This is a genomic window from Streptomyces sp. TP-A0356 (genome assembly GCF_001417775.1).
Taxonomy (GTDB): domain Bacteria; phylum Actinomycetota; class Actinomycetes; order Streptomycetales; family Streptomycetaceae; genus Streptomyces.
On the sequence record NZ_BBZJ01000012.1, the window covers coordinates 659039 to 674235 of the forward strand.

At 71.0% G+C, this 15197-nt stretch carries 16 protein-coding genes and 1 pseudogene; 10 read left to right on the plus strand and 7 right to left on the minus strand.

The genetic code is table 11. The features are described 5' to 3' along the window. Positions 1–179: 179 nt before the first annotated feature. Complete coding sequence (locus ASC56_RS41055) at positions 180–515, minus strand: hypothetical protein (protein WP_199835889.1); 336 nt, start codon at positions 513–515, stop codon at positions 180–182. 114 nt (positions 516–629) lie between these two features. After that, positions 630–1424, minus strand: a pseudogene (locus ASC56_RS02965) (SDR family oxidoreductase). 272 nt (positions 1425–1696) lie between these two features. On the opposite strand from ASC56_RS02965, the gene ASC56_RS02970 reads away from it, so the two are divergent. Further along, positions 1697–3574 (plus strand): glycoside hydrolase family 15 protein, encoded by a 1878-nt coding sequence (locus ASC56_RS02970; protein ID WP_055489514.1) that lies wholly within the window; start codon positions 1697–1699, stop codon positions 3572–3574. Positions 3575–3602: 28 nt separating this feature from the next. Beyond that, positions 3603–4019, plus strand: a complete 417-nt coding sequence (locus tag ASC56_RS02975) for a hypothetical protein (protein WP_159039585.1) — start codon at positions 3603–3605, stop codon at positions 4017–4019. Here the strand turns inward: ASC56_RS02975 and ASC56_RS02980 are convergent. The 4 genes from ASC56_RS02980 to ASC56_RS02995 are packed head-to-tail and all read right to left on the minus strand — an operon-like array spanning position 3963 to position 8800. Further along, positions 3963–5105 (minus strand): XdhC/CoxI family protein, encoded by a 1143-nt coding sequence (locus ASC56_RS02980; RefSeq protein WP_055489516.1) that lies wholly within the window; start codon positions 5103–5105, stop codon positions 3963–3965. The genes ASC56_RS02975 and ASC56_RS02980 overlap by 57 nt on opposite strands. Further along, entirely contained in the window at positions 5098–7236 is a 2139-nt protein-coding gene (locus ASC56_RS02985; RefSeq protein ID WP_055489517.1) for a xanthine dehydrogenase family protein molybdopterin-binding subunit, read from the minus strand. The genes ASC56_RS02980 and ASC56_RS02985 overlap by 8 nt, the downstream gene beginning before the upstream one ends. Next, positions 7233–8225, minus strand: coding sequence for a xanthine dehydrogenase family protein subunit M (locus ASC56_RS02990; protein WP_055489518.1), 993 nt, complete (start codon positions 8223–8225; stop codon positions 7233–7235). Before ASC56_RS02990 ends, ASC56_RS02985 begins: the two co-directional genes overlap by 4 nt. Then, on the minus strand, positions 8222–8800 hold the full coding sequence (locus tag ASC56_RS02995) for a (2Fe-2S)-binding protein (protein ID WP_055489519.1): 579 nt from the start codon (positions 8798–8800) through the stop codon (positions 8222–8224). The genes ASC56_RS02990 and ASC56_RS02995 overlap by 4 nt, the downstream gene beginning before the upstream one ends. A 277-nt stretch (positions 8801–9077) precedes the next feature. Between ASC56_RS02995 and ASC56_RS03000 the strand changes: the two genes are divergently transcribed. From ASC56_RS03000 to ASC56_RS03035, 8 genes are all read left to right on the plus strand, one after another. After that, entirely contained in the window at positions 9078–9689 is a 612-nt protein-coding gene (locus tag ASC56_RS03000) for a TetR/AcrR family transcriptional regulator (RefSeq protein WP_107309161.1), read from the plus strand. A gap of 348 nt (positions 9690–10037) precedes the next feature. Beyond that, positions 10038–10376, plus strand: coding sequence for a MerR family transcriptional regulator (locus ASC56_RS03005; RefSeq protein WP_055489521.1), 339 nt, complete (start codon positions 10038–10040; stop codon positions 10374–10376). A gap of 219 nt (positions 10377–10595) precedes the next feature. Further along, positions 10596–10799: a cold-shock protein gene (locus ASC56_RS03010; protein WP_055489522.1), complete on the plus strand. Its 204-nt coding sequence runs from the start codon at positions 10596–10598 to the stop codon at positions 10797–10799. Positions 10800–11014: 215 nt separating this feature from the next. Next, a complete protein-coding gene (locus ASC56_RS03015; RefSeq protein ID WP_055489523.1) occupies positions 11015–12487 on the plus strand; it encodes a DEAD/DEAH box helicase in 1473 nt (490 codons plus the stop codon). Positions 12488–12580: 93 nt separating this feature from the next. Further along, positions 12581–12979 (plus strand): CBS domain-containing protein, encoded by a 399-nt coding sequence (locus ASC56_RS03020; protein ID WP_371330023.1) that lies wholly within the window; start codon positions 12581–12583, stop codon positions 12977–12979. Between the two features lie 55 nt (positions 12980–13034). Further along, positions 13035–13322: an SCO5918 family protein gene (locus ASC56_RS03025; protein WP_055489524.1), complete on the plus strand. Its 288-nt coding sequence runs from the start codon at positions 13035–13037 to the stop codon at positions 13320–13322. Between the two features lie 52 nt (positions 13323–13374). Continuing rightward, positions 13375–13752 carry a hypothetical protein gene (locus ASC56_RS03030; protein WP_055489525.1) on the plus strand — a complete coding sequence of 126 codons (378 nt, stop codon included), beginning with the start codon at positions 13375–13377 and terminating at the stop codon, positions 13750–13752. Positions 13753–14000: 248 nt separating this feature from the next. Then, complete coding sequence (locus ASC56_RS03035) at positions 14001–14453, plus strand: DUF5994 family protein (protein ID WP_055489526.1); 453 nt, start codon at positions 14001–14003, stop codon at positions 14451–14453. Positions 14454–14619: 166 nt separating this feature from the next. Here ASC56_RS03035 and ASC56_RS03040 read toward each other — a convergent pair whose 3' ends face one another. Further along, a complete protein-coding gene (locus tag ASC56_RS03040) occupies positions 14620–15102 on the minus strand; it encodes a DUF5994 family protein (RefSeq protein WP_055489527.1) in 483 nt (160 codons plus the stop codon). Positions 15103–15197: the final 95 nt, after the last annotated feature.

Here is a 15197-nt window from a genome sequence, read left to right on the forward strand (position 1 = left end):
ATGTCTGCGCCCCCGAGTCCCCCGTTGCATGTGATCGACACGTGGGACCTCGGATCAAGCCGTCGATGCCGTCGAGCCGGGGCGCCCGCCGTCGACCCCGTCGGCGGGCGGCACCCCTCACTTCCGGCGCCCGGTGCACGACGGCTCCGGAGACCGCTGCCCGACGCCCCTGCCGCCGGTCAGACCGTCGGTGGCGGCGTGTCGCGCGCGGCCGCGGGGCGTCGCAGGTCCGTATCGGTGAGTGCTTCGAGTCCTCCCCGGGTGTCCAGGCGGTACAGCAGCACCAGCGCCGGCCCGACCACCACCGCGGCGACGACGGTCACCACGAGCAGCCAGCGCAAGGTCGTGGCGGCTCCCGCGGCCCCGGACACGGTGAGCGAGGTGGGCACCGGACAGGCGCGCTGGGCGACGCCCCGGGCGAGGACGACCGCGGCCACGCAGGCGACGGCGGCCACGCGCGCCCACCCGAACGCGGCCCGGTCGGTGCCGGTGACGACGCCCACGGCGAACCGCACGGCCATCACCGCCGACCAGCGCCGGGCGAGGAGCAGGGCGACCTGGTCGCCCCTGCAGTCCTCGGTGGTGCGACAGGGCAGACGCGGCGGACGGCGCTGCCGGGCCGCTCACGCTCACCCTCCGGTGGCGAAGCCCGGGAACAGCGTCATGCCGCCGTCCACGTAGAGCGTCGTGCCCACGACGTAGTCGAGCAGGTCGGAGGCCAGTACGGCGACCGCTCGCGCGACGTCCTCGGGATCGCCCACCCTGTGGTACGGGATGAGGTTCAACAGGTTCGCCTCGGCCTCCGGGGTCTCCCAGGCGCCGCGGTTGATCGGCGTTCTGATGGCGCCCGGCGCCACCGCGTTGACCCGGATCCTGTGCGGTGCCAGCTCCTGGGCCAGGGTCTGCATCAGCATCAGTACGCCGCCCTTGGATGCCGCGTAGTTCACATGGCCCGCCCAGGGGATGATCTGGTGGACCGAGCTCATGCAGATGATCTTCCCGGCGGCCGCCGACACCTCGGGGACCACTCCCCTGCGCAGGAACTCCTTGGTCGCCTCCCGCGCGCACAGGAACTGCCCGGTCAGATTGACGTCCAGGACCTTGTGCCACTGTTCGAGGGTCATATCGGTGATGGGGGCGTCCCGTTGCAGGCCTGCGTTGGCCACCAGGATGTCGATGGTGCCCAGTTCCTCCACCATCCGGGACACCATCCGCACGACCTGGTCCTCCTGGGAGACGTCCGCCTCGTGGGCCTAGGCGCGCACCCCGAAGCTCTCGATCTCCTGCACCACCTTCTCCGCGGAGTCGCGGTCGGCGACGTAGTTGACGACGACGTCCGCGCCCATCCGCCCCAGGCCGATGGCGGTGGCCTTGCCGATCCCGGAGTTGGCGCCGGTGACCAGCGCCTTCTGTCCTCTCAGCAGCGGGAAAGCGGTGATCTGCCGATCCTCGATCACACTCGTGCCCACGGTTGCCTCCCGTCGGTACTGCCCCGGAACACGGCCCGGGACCGTGAGGTCGTCCGGGCCGATCAGCCCTGACCACACCACCTGCCGCACCGCCGGGCGTGCCGCGAAACCCGTTTGTAGGCCGACCGGGACCTCATGTCAGACCAACGGCCCAGCCGCGACCGCCTCCCCGGCAGCGCCGCACGGCTCGCCGCGCGTGGAGGCTCCCGATGCCGCACATTGGAGACATGGATCGCTATCCGCCGATTGCCGATCACGGGCTGGTCGGCGATCTGCAGACCGCCGCCCTGGTCTCCGCGAAGGGCGTCGTGGACTGGTTCGCCGCTCCACGGTTCGACTCACCCAGTGTCTTCGCGTCGCTGCTGGACCACGACCGCGGCGGATACTTCCGGTTGGCGCCGGAGGGCGGGGACAGCGGGACCTGGCGGCAGCTCTACTATCCGGACACCGCCGTACTCGTGACCCGGTTCATGTCGCCCGACGGCGTGGGCGAGGTGGTCGACTGCATGCCCGTGCACCGATCCGCCCAGGCCGGCGACCGTCACACACTGATCCGGGTGGCGCGGACCGTGCGCGGCATGATCCGCTTCGCCCTGGAGTGCCGTCCCCGGTTCGACTACGCCCGCGCGGGCCATGACCTCGATCCGCGTCCGGAGGGTGCGGCCTTCCACGCCCCCGACATCACCGCCCATCTGCAGAGCACCTTCCCGCTCCGGCGCGACGGCCGAGACGCGACGGGCGAGGTGACGCTACGGGAGGGCCAGGTCGCCGCCGCGGTCTTCACCGTCTGCCGGCCGGGCGGGCCCGCGCCCCCACCGCCCACTGAGGAACAGGTCTCCGACGAGGTCTGGGGCACCATCGACTTCTGGCAGCGTTGGGTGCGTACCAGCCGCTATCGAGGACGGTGGCCGGGCATGGTGCACCGGTCGGCCATCACCTTGAAGCTGCTCACCTACGCCCCCACCGGTGCCCCGATCGCCGCGGCCACGATGGGACTGCCCGAACAGGTGGGCGGCGAGCGCAACTGGGACTACCGCTACACCTGGATCCGGGACGGTTCGCTGTCCGTCCGCGCCCTGCTCGACCTGGGCTTCGTCGAGGAGGCGACCGCCTTCACCCGCTGGCTGGGAGACCGGCTGCACGACCAGGCGGGGCCGCGCGGGGAGCCGCTCCAGATCATGTACCGGGTGGACGGGGACCCGGAGCTGAACGAGGAGGTCCTGGAACACTTCGAGGGCTATCGGGGCTCCTGCCCGGTCCGTGCCGGAAACGCCGCGGCCGACCAGCTGCAACTCGACATCTACGGCGAGGCGATGTACGCCCTGTCGGAGAACCACGCGGTCGGCATGCACATCGGCTACCACGGCTGGCAGGGGCTGAGCCGGACCCTGGACTGGCTCTGCGACGCCTGGGACCGCCCCGACGAGGGCATCTGGGAAACCCGCGGCGGCCGCAAGCACTTCACATACAGCCGCGTGATGTGCTGGACGGCGCTGGACCGCGGACTGCGCCTGGCGGAGGAATGGCGTCGTCCGGCCGACACGACGCGCTGGACGGCGGCCCGCGACGCAATCCTCGAACAGGTCATGGAACGCGGCTGGAGCAAGCAGGAACAGGCACTCGTCCAGCACTACGACGGTGAGGTCCTGGACGCCTCGCTGCTCCTGCTCCCGCGGCTCGGCTTCCTCGCCCCGCTGAGTCCGGGCTGGCTCACCACACTGCACGCCATCGACCGCAAACTGGTCTCCGACAGCCTCGTCCACCGCTACGACCCGGCCGCCTCGCCCGACGGCCTGAGCGGCTGCGAAGGCACCTTCAGTCTCTGCACCTTCCTCTACGTCGACGCGCTGGCCCGCGCGGGACAACTGCGCCTGGCGCGCTATGCGTTCGAGAAGATGCAGATGTACGCCAACCATGTGGGCCTGTTCGCCGAGGAGATCGGTTTCGGTGGCGAGCAACTGGGCAACTTCCCGCAGGCCTTCACCCATCTCGCGCTCATCATGGCCGCCGTCTCCCTCGACACCGCCCTAGATGAGGCCGTGGACCGGGCGCCGCGCCGGAGGGAGGACGAGGAGGCACTCCCATGGCGCATCGGGCGGGCATGACCGGTCCCCCTGGCTGAGCCGGGACGACTTGCGGGCGTTGTACCTGCACCTGCACACCGCGACCGGATCCGGCACGGCGGCCAGAGGGGCACCGGAGCGCATCACGCCGGACGAGGTGCGGGCGGCGGCGAGCGAAGTCCGCACAGGCCGCACCGTGTCGATGGCAGCGCCGGTGGACACCCGGCAGGTGCCGGACGCCCCCGACCCCGCCCGGCACCGGCTCACCGCTCCCCTCCCGATCGAAGAGGCCCGCGAAGCGGTGCACTTCACCCGGGACCGCTTCGCGATCAACGTGCACAGCGCCGTCGACAGCCACAAGAGGCAGTCCTGTGAGGTCGGCCCCGGCCCCCACCGTCCGCTCGCTCCGGGCCGGGCGCCGGTCCGACCGTCAGGCGGCCGCTATGGTGCCCCGCTCCTCCCCGGCCCGGTGAATCGGCGTCCGTGAACCGGTCAGCGGAACGCCCGTCCCTCCACGCCTGACCGCGACGATCTCCGCCGCGATCGACAGGGCGGTCTCCTCGGGCGTGCGGGCACCGAGGTCGAGCCCGATCGGTGACCTCAACCGGGCCAGCTCCCGCTCGCTCAGACCGGCTTCACGCAGTCGCCGGTTGCGGTCGTCGTGCGTGCGGCGCGAGCCCATCGCGCCGACGAACGCGACCGGCATCCGCAGGGCCGCCTTCAGCAGGGGTATGTCGAACTTGGCGTCGTGGGTGAGCACGCACAGGACCGTGCGCCCGTCGGTCGCGGTGCGCCGCAGATAGCGGTGCGGCCAGTCGACCACGATGTCGTCGGCCTCCGGGAAGCGGGCCCGCGTGGCGAAGACGGGGCGGGCGTCGCACACGGTCACGTGATAGCCGAGGAACTTGCCCACACGCACGAGCGCCGAGGCGAAGTCGATCGCGCCGAAGACGATCATGCGAGGCGGCGGCACCTTCGACTCGACGAACAGCGTGAGTCCGCCGGGGCAGTGCGAGCCGTCCTCCGAGAGTTCGACCGTGCCGGAGCGTCCGGTGTCCAGCATGGCCCGGGCGACGGCCGCCGCCGTCCGGTCCAGCTCCGAACGGCCGCCGAGACCGCCTTCGTACGCCCCGTCGGGGCCCACCAGCAGGGCATTGCCCAGGAGTTGGACCGGGCCTCGGGTGACCCTGGCGACGGCCGCGGCTTCCCCCCGGGCCGCGGCCGACAGCGCCGACCGCAACACCGTCCTGACGGGCGCCTGGGCAGCGACCGGCGTGACCATGACGTCGAGGACCCCGCCGCAGGTCAGCCCGACGGCGAAGGCGTCCTCGTCGCTGTAGCCGAACCGTTCGAGGACGGTCTCGCCGTCCTGGAGTGCCTGGACGCACAGGTCGTACACCGCTCCTTCCACGCACCCGCCGGAGACCGAGCCGATGGCCGTGCCTTCGCTGTCGACGGCGAGGGCGGCACCCGGGCCGCGGGGCGCGCTGCCGCCGACGGCCACCACGGTGGCGACGGCGAAGTCCCGGCCCTCCTCGGCCCAGCGGTTGAGCTCCTCGGCGATGTCAAGCATCCCGTGCTCCCGTGTCCGCGAGCAGGACGCGGTCGGGCCGGATGGGCAGGTTCCGGTGACGGACACCGGTGGCGTGCCAGACCGCGTTGGCGATCGCCGCCGAGGCGCCCACGATGCCGATCTCGCCGATGCCCTTGATCCCGACCGGGTCGTCCGGGTCCGGGTCGTCGACCCAGTCCGCCTCGATGAGCGGTACGTCGGCGTGTGTGGCGACGTGATAGCCCGCGAGGTCCGCGCCGACGTGGCCGCCCGAGGCCCGGTCCCGGACCGCCTCCTCGTGCAGGGCCATGGAGATGCCCCAGATCATGCCGCCGAGGAACTGGTTACGTGCGGTGAGCGGGTTGACGATCCGGCCCGCCGCGAACATCCCGAGCATGCGCCGTACGCGCACCTCGCCCGTGGTGGTGTCCACCGCGACCTCGGCGAACTGCGCGCCGAAGGAGTGCCGTTCCTTCTGGGCGAGGGCGCCGATGGCCGCGGTGGTGTCCGACCGTACGGTGATTCCCTCCGGAGGGATGTCCGCGCCCAGGGCGAGCCGCTCGCGCAGTTCGCCGGCCGCGGCCATCACGGCCCACGCCCAGGAACGGGTGCCCATCGAACCACCCGCGATCATCGCTGGCCCGAAGTCACTGTCCCCGATGCGCACCCGGACGCGGTCCGGGGTCACCTCCAGCGCGTCCGCGGCGACCAGGGTGAGCGCGGTCCGCGCCCCGGTTCCGATGTCCGCCGCGGCGATCCGGACGGTGAAGGTTCCGTCCGCCTGCGCCGTCACGACCGCCGTGGAGGGTCCGACTCCCACGCCGAAGGAGGCGGCCGCCGTGCCGGTGCCGAGCAGCCATCGCCCGTCGCGGCGCTGTCCGGGACGCGGGTCCCGCTCCGCCCAGCCGAACCTGCGGGCGCCCTCCCGGAAGCAGGCGCGCAAGTTGCGGCTGCTGAACGGCAGTCCGGAGACGGGGCCCTTCTCGGGCTCGTTGCGCAGGCGCAGCTCGATCGGGTCGATCCCGCACTTCTCGGCGAGTTCGTCCAGCGCGGCCTCGAGGGCGAACGAGCCGGGTGCCTCGCCCGGCGCGCGCATCCACGTCGGGGTCGGCACGTCCAGGCGCACGACGCGGTTGGCGGTGTGGTGGGCGTCGGCGTCGTACATCACCCGTGCGACTCCGGCGGCCGGTTCGATGAACTCGTGCACGGTCGAGGTGAGGCTCAGCGAGCGGTGTTCCAGCGCGCGCAGCCGCCCGTCGGCGTGGGCGCCGAGCCTGATGCGCTGCGTGGTGGGGCTGCGGTAGCCGACGAGCGAGAACATCTGGCGGCGGGTGAGGACCACGCGGACGGGGCGCTGGAGCACGGTCGCGGCCATCACCGCGGCCACCTGGTGCGCGCGGACACCCTTGCTGCCGAAGCCGCCACCGACGTGTTCGGACCGCACCCGCACCGAGGCCGGGTCGAGCGAGAACAGCTTCGCGAGTTCGCCCACGACCCAGGTGGCGCCCTGGTTGGAGTCGACGACTTCGAGTCGCCCACCGTCCCAGCGGGCCGTCGCCGCGTGCGGCTCCATCGGGTTGTGGTGCTCTTCCGGCGTGGTGTACTCGGCGTCCAGGACGACGGAGGACGCGGCGAGTTCCGCCTCCAGGTCCCCCTTCTCCGCCACCGCCGGCATGTGGCTGTCCAGCGGGTAGGCGTCCGGGTGTTCGCCGGAGAACGTGACGTCGTGCGGTTCCTCCTCGTAGTGCACCACGAGCGCCTCGGCGGCCTCCCGGGCCTGCTCGGAGGTCTCTGCGACGACGAGCGCCACCGGCCAGCCGAAGTGCGGCACGCGGTCGTGCTGGAAGACGGCGCAGGTCTGGTCCGGCGGGACTCCCAGCATGCCGACGAAGTCGGTCTCCACACGCGGGGCGTTGTGGTGGTGCAGGACGGTGAGAACGCCCGGCATCCCGAGGACGGGAGCGGTCTCCACCGAGCGGATGCGGCCGCGGGCGACGGTGGACAGCACCAGCCAGCCGTGGGCGAGTTCGGCGAAGGGGATCTCTCCCGCGTACCGAGCAGCTCCGGTGACCTTGTCCCGGCCCTCGACACGGGTGTGCGCGGTACCGACGGCACCCTTCGCCGCCGTGGTCCCGGTCGTGGCGGTGGTCATCGGGTGGCCTCCTCGGCGAGTTCGGTCAGCACGGCCACCACGAGGTTGCGCATCAGTGTCACCTTGTATCCGTTGTGGGGCAGCGGCTCGGCCGCCGCCAGTTCGGCGTCCGCGGCGGCGGCGAACGTCTCGCCGTCGGCCGGCGCCCCGGCCAGCACCCGTTCGGCCGCGCGGGCCCGCCACGGCCGGGACGCGACCGCGCCGAGGGCCAGGCGCACATCGCGTACGACGCCGTCGCGGACGTCGAGCGCGGCGGCGACCGAGCCGATCGCGAACGCGTACGAGGCACGCTCGCGCACCTTCCGGTAGCGCGAGAGGGCGGCGACCGGAGCGGGCGGCAGGGTGACGCCGGTGATCAACGCTCCCGACGGCAGGGCGGTCTCCAGGTGCGGGGTGTCGCCCACGGGCAGATAGAAGTCGGCGAGCGGCAACTCCCCCGGCCCGGTGGTCGTCTCGTACGAGACGACGGCGTCGAAGGCCGTCAGCGCCACGCCCATGTCCGAGGGGTGTACGGCCACGCAGTGGTCGGAGGCGCCGAGGATCGCGTGGTTGCGGTGCTCTCCCGCGATGGCGGGACAACCGCTGCCGGGGGCACGCTTGTTGCACGGCTTGGTCACGTCGGCGAAGTAGCCGCATCGGGTGCGCTGGAGCAGGTTCCCGCCGACCGTGGCCATGTTGCGCAGTTGCCCGGAGGCGCCGGCCAGCACCGCCTGGGTCAACGCCGGGTAGCGGCGGCGGACTTCGGGGTGGGCGGCGAGCTCGCTGTTGGTGACGGTCGCACCGATGCGCAGGCCGCCGTCCTTCGTCGACTCGATTCCGTCCAGGGGGAGTTCCCGTACGTCGACGAGACGGGCGGGCCGCTCGACGCCGGTCTTCATCAGGTCCACGAGATTGGTGCCGCCGCCGAGGAAGCGCGCGTCCGGATCGGCACCGAGCACTGCCAGCGCGCCGGCGACGTCGGACACCCTCTGATAGCCGAACTCCCTCATGCCGCCGCCTCCGTGGCCTCGGCCTCGATACCGGGCTTCGCCGCCGCCTCGCCCGCGGCCGCGCGGGCGACCGCCTGGACGATCGACACGTAGGCGCCGCAGCGGCACAGGTTGCCGCTCATCCGCTCACGGATCTCCTCGGCGGTCAGCGGAGGTGGCCCCGCTTCGGGCCGTATGTCGTCGGTGACCGCGCTCGGCCAGCCCGCCGCGTGTTCCTCGATCATCGCGACGGCCGAGCAGATCTGCCCCGGCGTGCAGTAGCCGCACTGGTAGCCGTCGAGGTCGAGGAAGGCCTGCTGCACGGGGTGCAGCCGCTCGCCCTCGGCCACGCCTTCGATGGTGGTGATCTCGCGCCCCTCGGCCGCCACCGCGAGTTGCAGGCAGGAGACGGCTCGGCGCCCGTCGAGCAGGACGGTGCAGGCACCGCACTGTCCCTGGTCGCAGCCCTTCTTGGTGCCGGTCAGATCGAGGCGCTCGCGCAGTGCGTCGAGCAGGGTGGTGCGGTGGTCGACGGACAGCGTGTACTTCTCGCCATTGATGTTCAGGGTGATGGCGCTGGACGTCGATGGGGCCATGATCAGCTTCTTTCGCGTAGCCGGAACGCGTCGAGGGGATCCGGCGGACAGACGATGCGGGAAACAGGGAGATGGCGCTGTACGTAGCGATGTCGCGTGGGATACATGCAGGATGCGAGGGAGCGGCGCCGGTGACGACGGTCACCGGTCGCCCGCGCCGACCGCATCCGCCGCTATGGTGGACCTGACCGGACAGCTGTCCGCTACTGGAAAACGTAACGGACAGCTGTCCGGTTAGCAAGGTCGGGTTTGCGCCATGAGCCCGCGAGGAGGACACGTGCAGGCGAAGAAGGACCCGCCTCAGCGCTCGGACGCGCAACGGAATCGCGAGCGCATTCTGGAAGTCGCACTGGCCGAGCTGACGCGCTCCGCGGACGCCCCGCTGAGCTTGATCGCCAAGAAGGCGGGCGTCGGACAGGGGACGTTCTATCGCAACTTCCCCAACCGTGAGGCGCTCGTCCTGGAGGTCTACCGCCACGAGGTGCAGCAGGTGGCCGACAGCGCGGCCCAGCTGCTGCGGAGCCGGGAACCCGACCGCGCCCTGCGCCAATGGATGGACCACCTCGCGCAGTTCGCCATCGCCAAGGTCGGCCTGGCGGACGCGATCCGTCAGGCCACGAGCACACCGGGAAGCCCGGCGAAACCGGGCCACGGCCCGGTGACCTCCGCGGCCGAACGCCTGCTCCGCGCCGGCGAGGAGGCCGGCACCATCCGTCCGGGAGTGACCGCGGACGACTTCTTCCTCGCCATAGCCGGCCTCTGGCAGATCGAACCCGGTGAGGAGTGGCAGGCCCGCACCAACCGGCTCCTGGACCTCGTCATGGACGGGCTGCGCTCGGGCGCGCCCGGCGGTGAGCGCCACCCGGGCCACGCCGGAGATCAGGACTGACACCGGTCCGCACGCCCACGGCGCAGGGCGCCCCGTTCATACGACCTGACGCCGAACTACCCGCGCCGCCCGACGGGCAGGCGCCGAGGCACACTCAGCGCCTTGGGCTTCGACGCCCGCCGTAGCCCAGGACAGCTTCGGAGGCATGCCCGGACCGGCGGGCCGACCGGGAACGAATCGATGCGCACCACCCGGATCCCGCACTCAGGTGGGAATCTGTCACAGCCGGAGCACATATCCGCGCCCCGGGAGTTAGGGTTGGTGCACCCGGCAGATGGTGCTGAAGCCTTCGGAGCACGGGTGCCGAGCGCGCCCGGCCACCCGTCGCGTCCCCGAAACCAAGGTGCTATGCCCGCTGAGAACTCCCCTGCCGTCGGCAACCTCGACGATGACGACTACCCGGCCTACACCATGGGGCGAGCCGCCGACATTCTCGTCACCACCCCTGCCTTCCTCCGAGCCATCGGCGAGGCGGAGCTGATCACCCCTCTGCGTTCGGAGGGCGGCCACCGCCGCTACTCCCGCCGCCAGTTGCGCATTGCCGGCCGCGCCCGCGAACTCGTCGACCAGGGCACCCCCATCGAAGCCGCGTGCCGCATCATCCTCCTCGAGGACCAACTCGACGAGGCCCTCCGCCTGAACGAGGAGATGCGGAGGAAGCTGGACGACCGCGGCGCGAATATCTAGCGCCGCCGATGTAGAAACGCACACTCCGGCAGGATGAGCATTCCGGAGCGCATGGGGTTTTCGACCGACCTGTGTTAGCCTCTCACCAGTTGCAGTTTTGGTTACCAGAGACTTGTTTCTTTGCGGAGCTTTCCGGGGTCTTTCCGGAGGGGTGATCATCGCGGCGACTCGGGGTCCGCAAAGTGCGGATTCCGGCACTGCCCCAAAGGGAGATTCAATATGGCATCTGGCACCGTGAAGTGGTTCAACGCGGAAAAGGGCTTCGGCTTCATCGAGCAGGACGGCGGCGGCGCTGACGTGTTCGCCCACTACTCGAACATCGCCGCCTCCGGCTTCCGCGAGCTTCAGGAAGGCCAGAAGGTTACCTTCGACGTCACGCAGGGCCAGAAGGGTCCGCAGGCCGAGAATATCGTTCCCGCCTGACGCTGACGCGAACCATGTGGCTGGGGCCCGCACTCCTGGGGTGCGGGCCCCAGTCCGTTGTCTTCCTGCACTACTGAGCAGGCCCGACTCTTTCGCATTATCTTCGGCTCATTCTTGTGAATCCTCGTGCGGCTCTCACACCGCCGTTCCTCGTGCGGCTCTCCACCGCCGGGAGGAATTCCTCGATACGTGCCGCATCGAGGAAGGTTCGCCCCATGCACCGCGCCCGCCGCACCGGCAACAACCCCGCCCGCTCCGGCGCGGACAGAACCTCCACGGGCTCCGCTCGGGGCAGTCGCTTCCGTCCTCAGGAGACTCGCCGCCAAGGCACGCGTCCGGCCGCCGGGCGGAAGAGTGGCCAAGGAGCGCGGCCCGCCGCGCATCGCGGGGAGTTCGCCCTGCCGACCACCCTCACCGAAGCGCTGCCGGCCGTCGAGTCGTTCGCCGACCTCGACATGCCCGGGCGTCTGCTGACCGCGCTTCGCTCCCAAGGCGTGACCGTGCCCTTCCCGATCCAGGCGGCGACGCTGCCGAACGCGCTGGCCGGCCGCGACGTCCTGGGCCGCGGGCGCACGGGTTCGGGCAAGACGCTCGCCTTCGGCCTGCCCCTGCTGGCCCGTCTCGACGGGCAGCGGGCCGAACCCCGGCAGCCGCTCGCCCTCGTCCTCGTACCCACCCGGGAACTGGCCCAGCAAGTCACCACCGCGCTCGCGCCCTACGCCCGGGCCCTGCGCCTGCGGCTCGCCACGGTGGTGGGTGGTGTGTCGATCGGCGGGCAGGCGCGCGCTCTGCGCGACGGTGCCGAGGTCGTCGTCGCGACACCCGGCCGTCTCAAGGACCTCATCGACCGGGGCGACTGCCGACTGGATCGCATCGGCGTCACCGTCCTGGACGAAGCCGATCAGATGGCCGACATGGGCTTCATGCCGCAAGTGACCGCGCTGCTCGACCAGGTGAGGCCCGGAGGCCAGCGTCTGCTGTTCTCGGCCACGTTGGACCGCAACGTCGACCTCCTCGTACGCCGCTACCTCCACGACCCCGTGGTGCATTCGGTCGACCCGGCAGCGGACGCCGTCACCACCATGGAGCACCACCTGCTGCACGTGCACGACGCCGACAAGCACGCCACCGCCACCGAGATCGCCGCCCGTGACGGTCGAGTGATCATGTTCCTGGACACCAAGCACGCGGTGGACCGGCTGGCCAAGCATCTGCTGGCCGTCGGTGTGCGCGCCTCGGCCCTGCACGGGGGCAAGTCCCAGCCTCAGCGCACGCGGACGCTCGCCCGGTTCAGGGAAGGCCACATCACGGTCCTGGTGGCCACCAACGTCGCGGCCCGCGGTATTCACGTCGACAACCTCGACCTCGTCGTGAACGTCGACCCTCCCGGCGACCACAAGGACTACCTGCACCGCGGCGGCCGTACCGCCCGCGCCGGTGAGTCCGGCACCGTCGTCACCCTCGTTCTGCCGCACCAGCGTCGCGCGGTGGACCGCCTGATGGCCGACGCCGGCATCACCCCGCGGACCTCACGGGTCCGCCCGGGCGAAGCCGAGCTGAACCGCATCACCGGCGCCCGGACACCCTCCGGTGTACCCGTCACCGTCACCGCGCCGGTCGTCGAACGTCCCCGGCACACCGGATCCTCCGGCCGCGGTCGAGGCGGACGGAGCCGCCGTCCTTCCTAGGCCCTTCTGACGGATCTCCGCGGCCCAGCGGTTCGGGCGAACGTCCGCTCGTCATGCCTGCCTTCATCGAACCCCATCGAAGAGGAGAAGCCCTTGACGCCCATTCCGCCCCTGTGCCACCACACCGACGGCACCGGCCTGACCGCCCGTGACGCGATGCACGCTCCCGGACCGCAGGTCGACGACCACATGGCGGTCGACGTGGCGCTGTCCGTTCTCATCGGCGCCCGTGTCGCGCACCTGCTCGTGCGGGACGAGGACGGACGGTGCACCGGCCTGGTCACCCGGTCTCAGCTCACCGCCCACCGCGGGGGCTCGTGGTACAGCGACCGGACACGGCTGCGGGACATCCCACTGGACCGGGGACCGTTCACTTCCTCCGCGGCGGTCCTCAGCGACGCCGAGGCCGCCATGCGGGTCCGGACGCTGGACGTGTCCCCCGTGGTCGACGAGCAGGGCTACGCCCTGGGCGTTCTCGCTCTCACGCCCTGACCGCCTTCGTGCGGTAGGCCTCTCCGCTTCTCCCCACAACCCCTGTTGAGGCATCATGCGCTGTGTCATCGCACGTTTCCCCTTCGACCTGATCAAGAGCGAGGTCGAGCAGTCGATGGAGGGCGTCAGGCCCGAACCCGTCATCGGAGTGTCCGTGACCATCGGCCGCCGCACCTACCCCGTCAAGCAGGTCGGGGAAGTGATCACCAAGCAGGACCGCCGCGACTTCACCGTGGGCGAGATGCGCAGGGCGCTGACCCGGCTCGGCTTCACCTGCCACAACGCTCCCGCGGGCACGCCGACATGGGATGTACGAGCCGACCACGGTCCGCAGAGCTCGTAACCCCTCGTTTCCTCCTCTGCGGTGCCACCCCGCTGGGCTAGGCTCCGCAGGCATGTCACACCCTGATGATCTGCTCGTCGAAGTCGCCGCGATGGTGGAGTCGGAGCAAAGCAGTCGGATGTCGTTGACCGTGGTGGTGCCCGGGGCCGTCATCACGGGACGGCTGGCCCCCGAAGTCATGTGGAAGCAGCGCGTGGCAGAAGTCCTGCGGGACTCCGAGCATCTGCGCCGCTTCTCGGCCGCCTTCACCACATCCGACGGCGGCGGCGACTCGCCGATGCCCGCGGGCCGGCCCACGCACCTCCACTTCCACGTCGCCCGGATCCTCCAGGGCAGCTTCGGCATTCCCGACACGGGCGGCATGTACCGCGTCGCTCTCAAGGATGTGAGCGCCTGGAGCGTCGGGGACATCGGCTACTCGGATCAGTGAGCCGAAGTTGTGGCTGTGTCGTTCGCGGGTTCAGGTGCGCGCGGCTCCGCCGCGACAATGCCTTTCGCCTGCGGTCGGACGTACGCTGGCTTCACCGAGAGCATTTCGCGCAGCGCGACCACGGCGGTGCCGTTCCCGGCGAACCATGAAAACGGGCAGCCGAAGACCGCCCGGGACCGGATCGCATGATGGACGTCGGAAGAGTGTCCGCCGAGGGCCCGTCACCCGGTCGAGCACACACCTACCGGATGCCTTTGCCCCGCCTGGCCCTCACGCGAGACGTGAGCCACGGCCCGCTGGACGGAGCCTGGTGGCCACGCTGTGACGCGCTGGAACTGGAGCTGCCCGCGCTCGTCGGCTCGCTGGACCCGGGCTTCGGCACCGTCACCCGTGTCACCGTGGACACCGCCGCCTGGCCCGACGCCCCGCGTACGGTCATGACGCCCGACCACGTGATCGAGGTGGTCCTGACGGACGTCGATACCGAGGCGCATGCCATCACCCTGGACTGCGGCACCGTGGGGCGCTGGGAGCTGTTGGTCATCCCGCCGGACGAGCCTGGCGGAGCGGCCACCCGAATGCTTGCCGCAGCCGCCGATCCCGGGAACCCGCTCACCGCCCCGCAGATGCTGGCTCTCGCCGAGACCGACCTGGACAGGGAAGCCACCTGGGAGTCGGAAGGAGGGTCCGGAATCGTCTGAGATGCCTGGCAGGGACAGGCGACCCCATGGTGGTCCATGACCGCCGTGGCACTAGGCGACCTCATGGTGGTCCATGCCGCCGTGGCACGCGTCGGCTGGTCAGCCCTGCCAACGGGGCATGCCACGGCGCCGGCCGGTCGACGGCGGGTCCGGCCGACGGGGTCCGTCAGTTCGCCGGCCCCCGCCCGCTTCCGGTGTCGATGAGGATCTGTTCCGCCTGGGTGATGTTGTCGGCACGGACGGCCTGGGCCATGGCGGCGTGTGCGGCCTCGGGCTTCGCGTTCGGTGGAACCACCAGCAGCGAGAAGAGGTCCCCGTCACCTCGGGTGATCAGGACCGTGTCGTCACCGACCGGGAAGGAGTCGATGTGCACCACGCGGTCATCGACGACCATGCGTGTGGGGAGCGCTTCCCACGCCCCGGCGTCCAGCCCGACGCGGGTGACGGGGCCGAGGTGCTCGGTGAGGGCGCTCAGCAGAGCGGGCAGTTCGGCGCCGAGGTCACGCGACCGCGGCCACCACGCACCGTCGAGAACGCCCTCACGCGACTCCGTCGTCTCCAGCCTCAGCAGCGCGCACCCTGGCCGCACGGCCTGATGAACGCCACTGGGCAGATGCGGGGATCCAGACTGTGTGTCCGAACCGGTCATGAGGGGGACCGCCCGTCTTCGAAGTTCGATGCGAACCCGGGATTCGCTCGTACCACGCTACTCCGCGTGCACCGAGTGCCGACCCCTCCGGCACC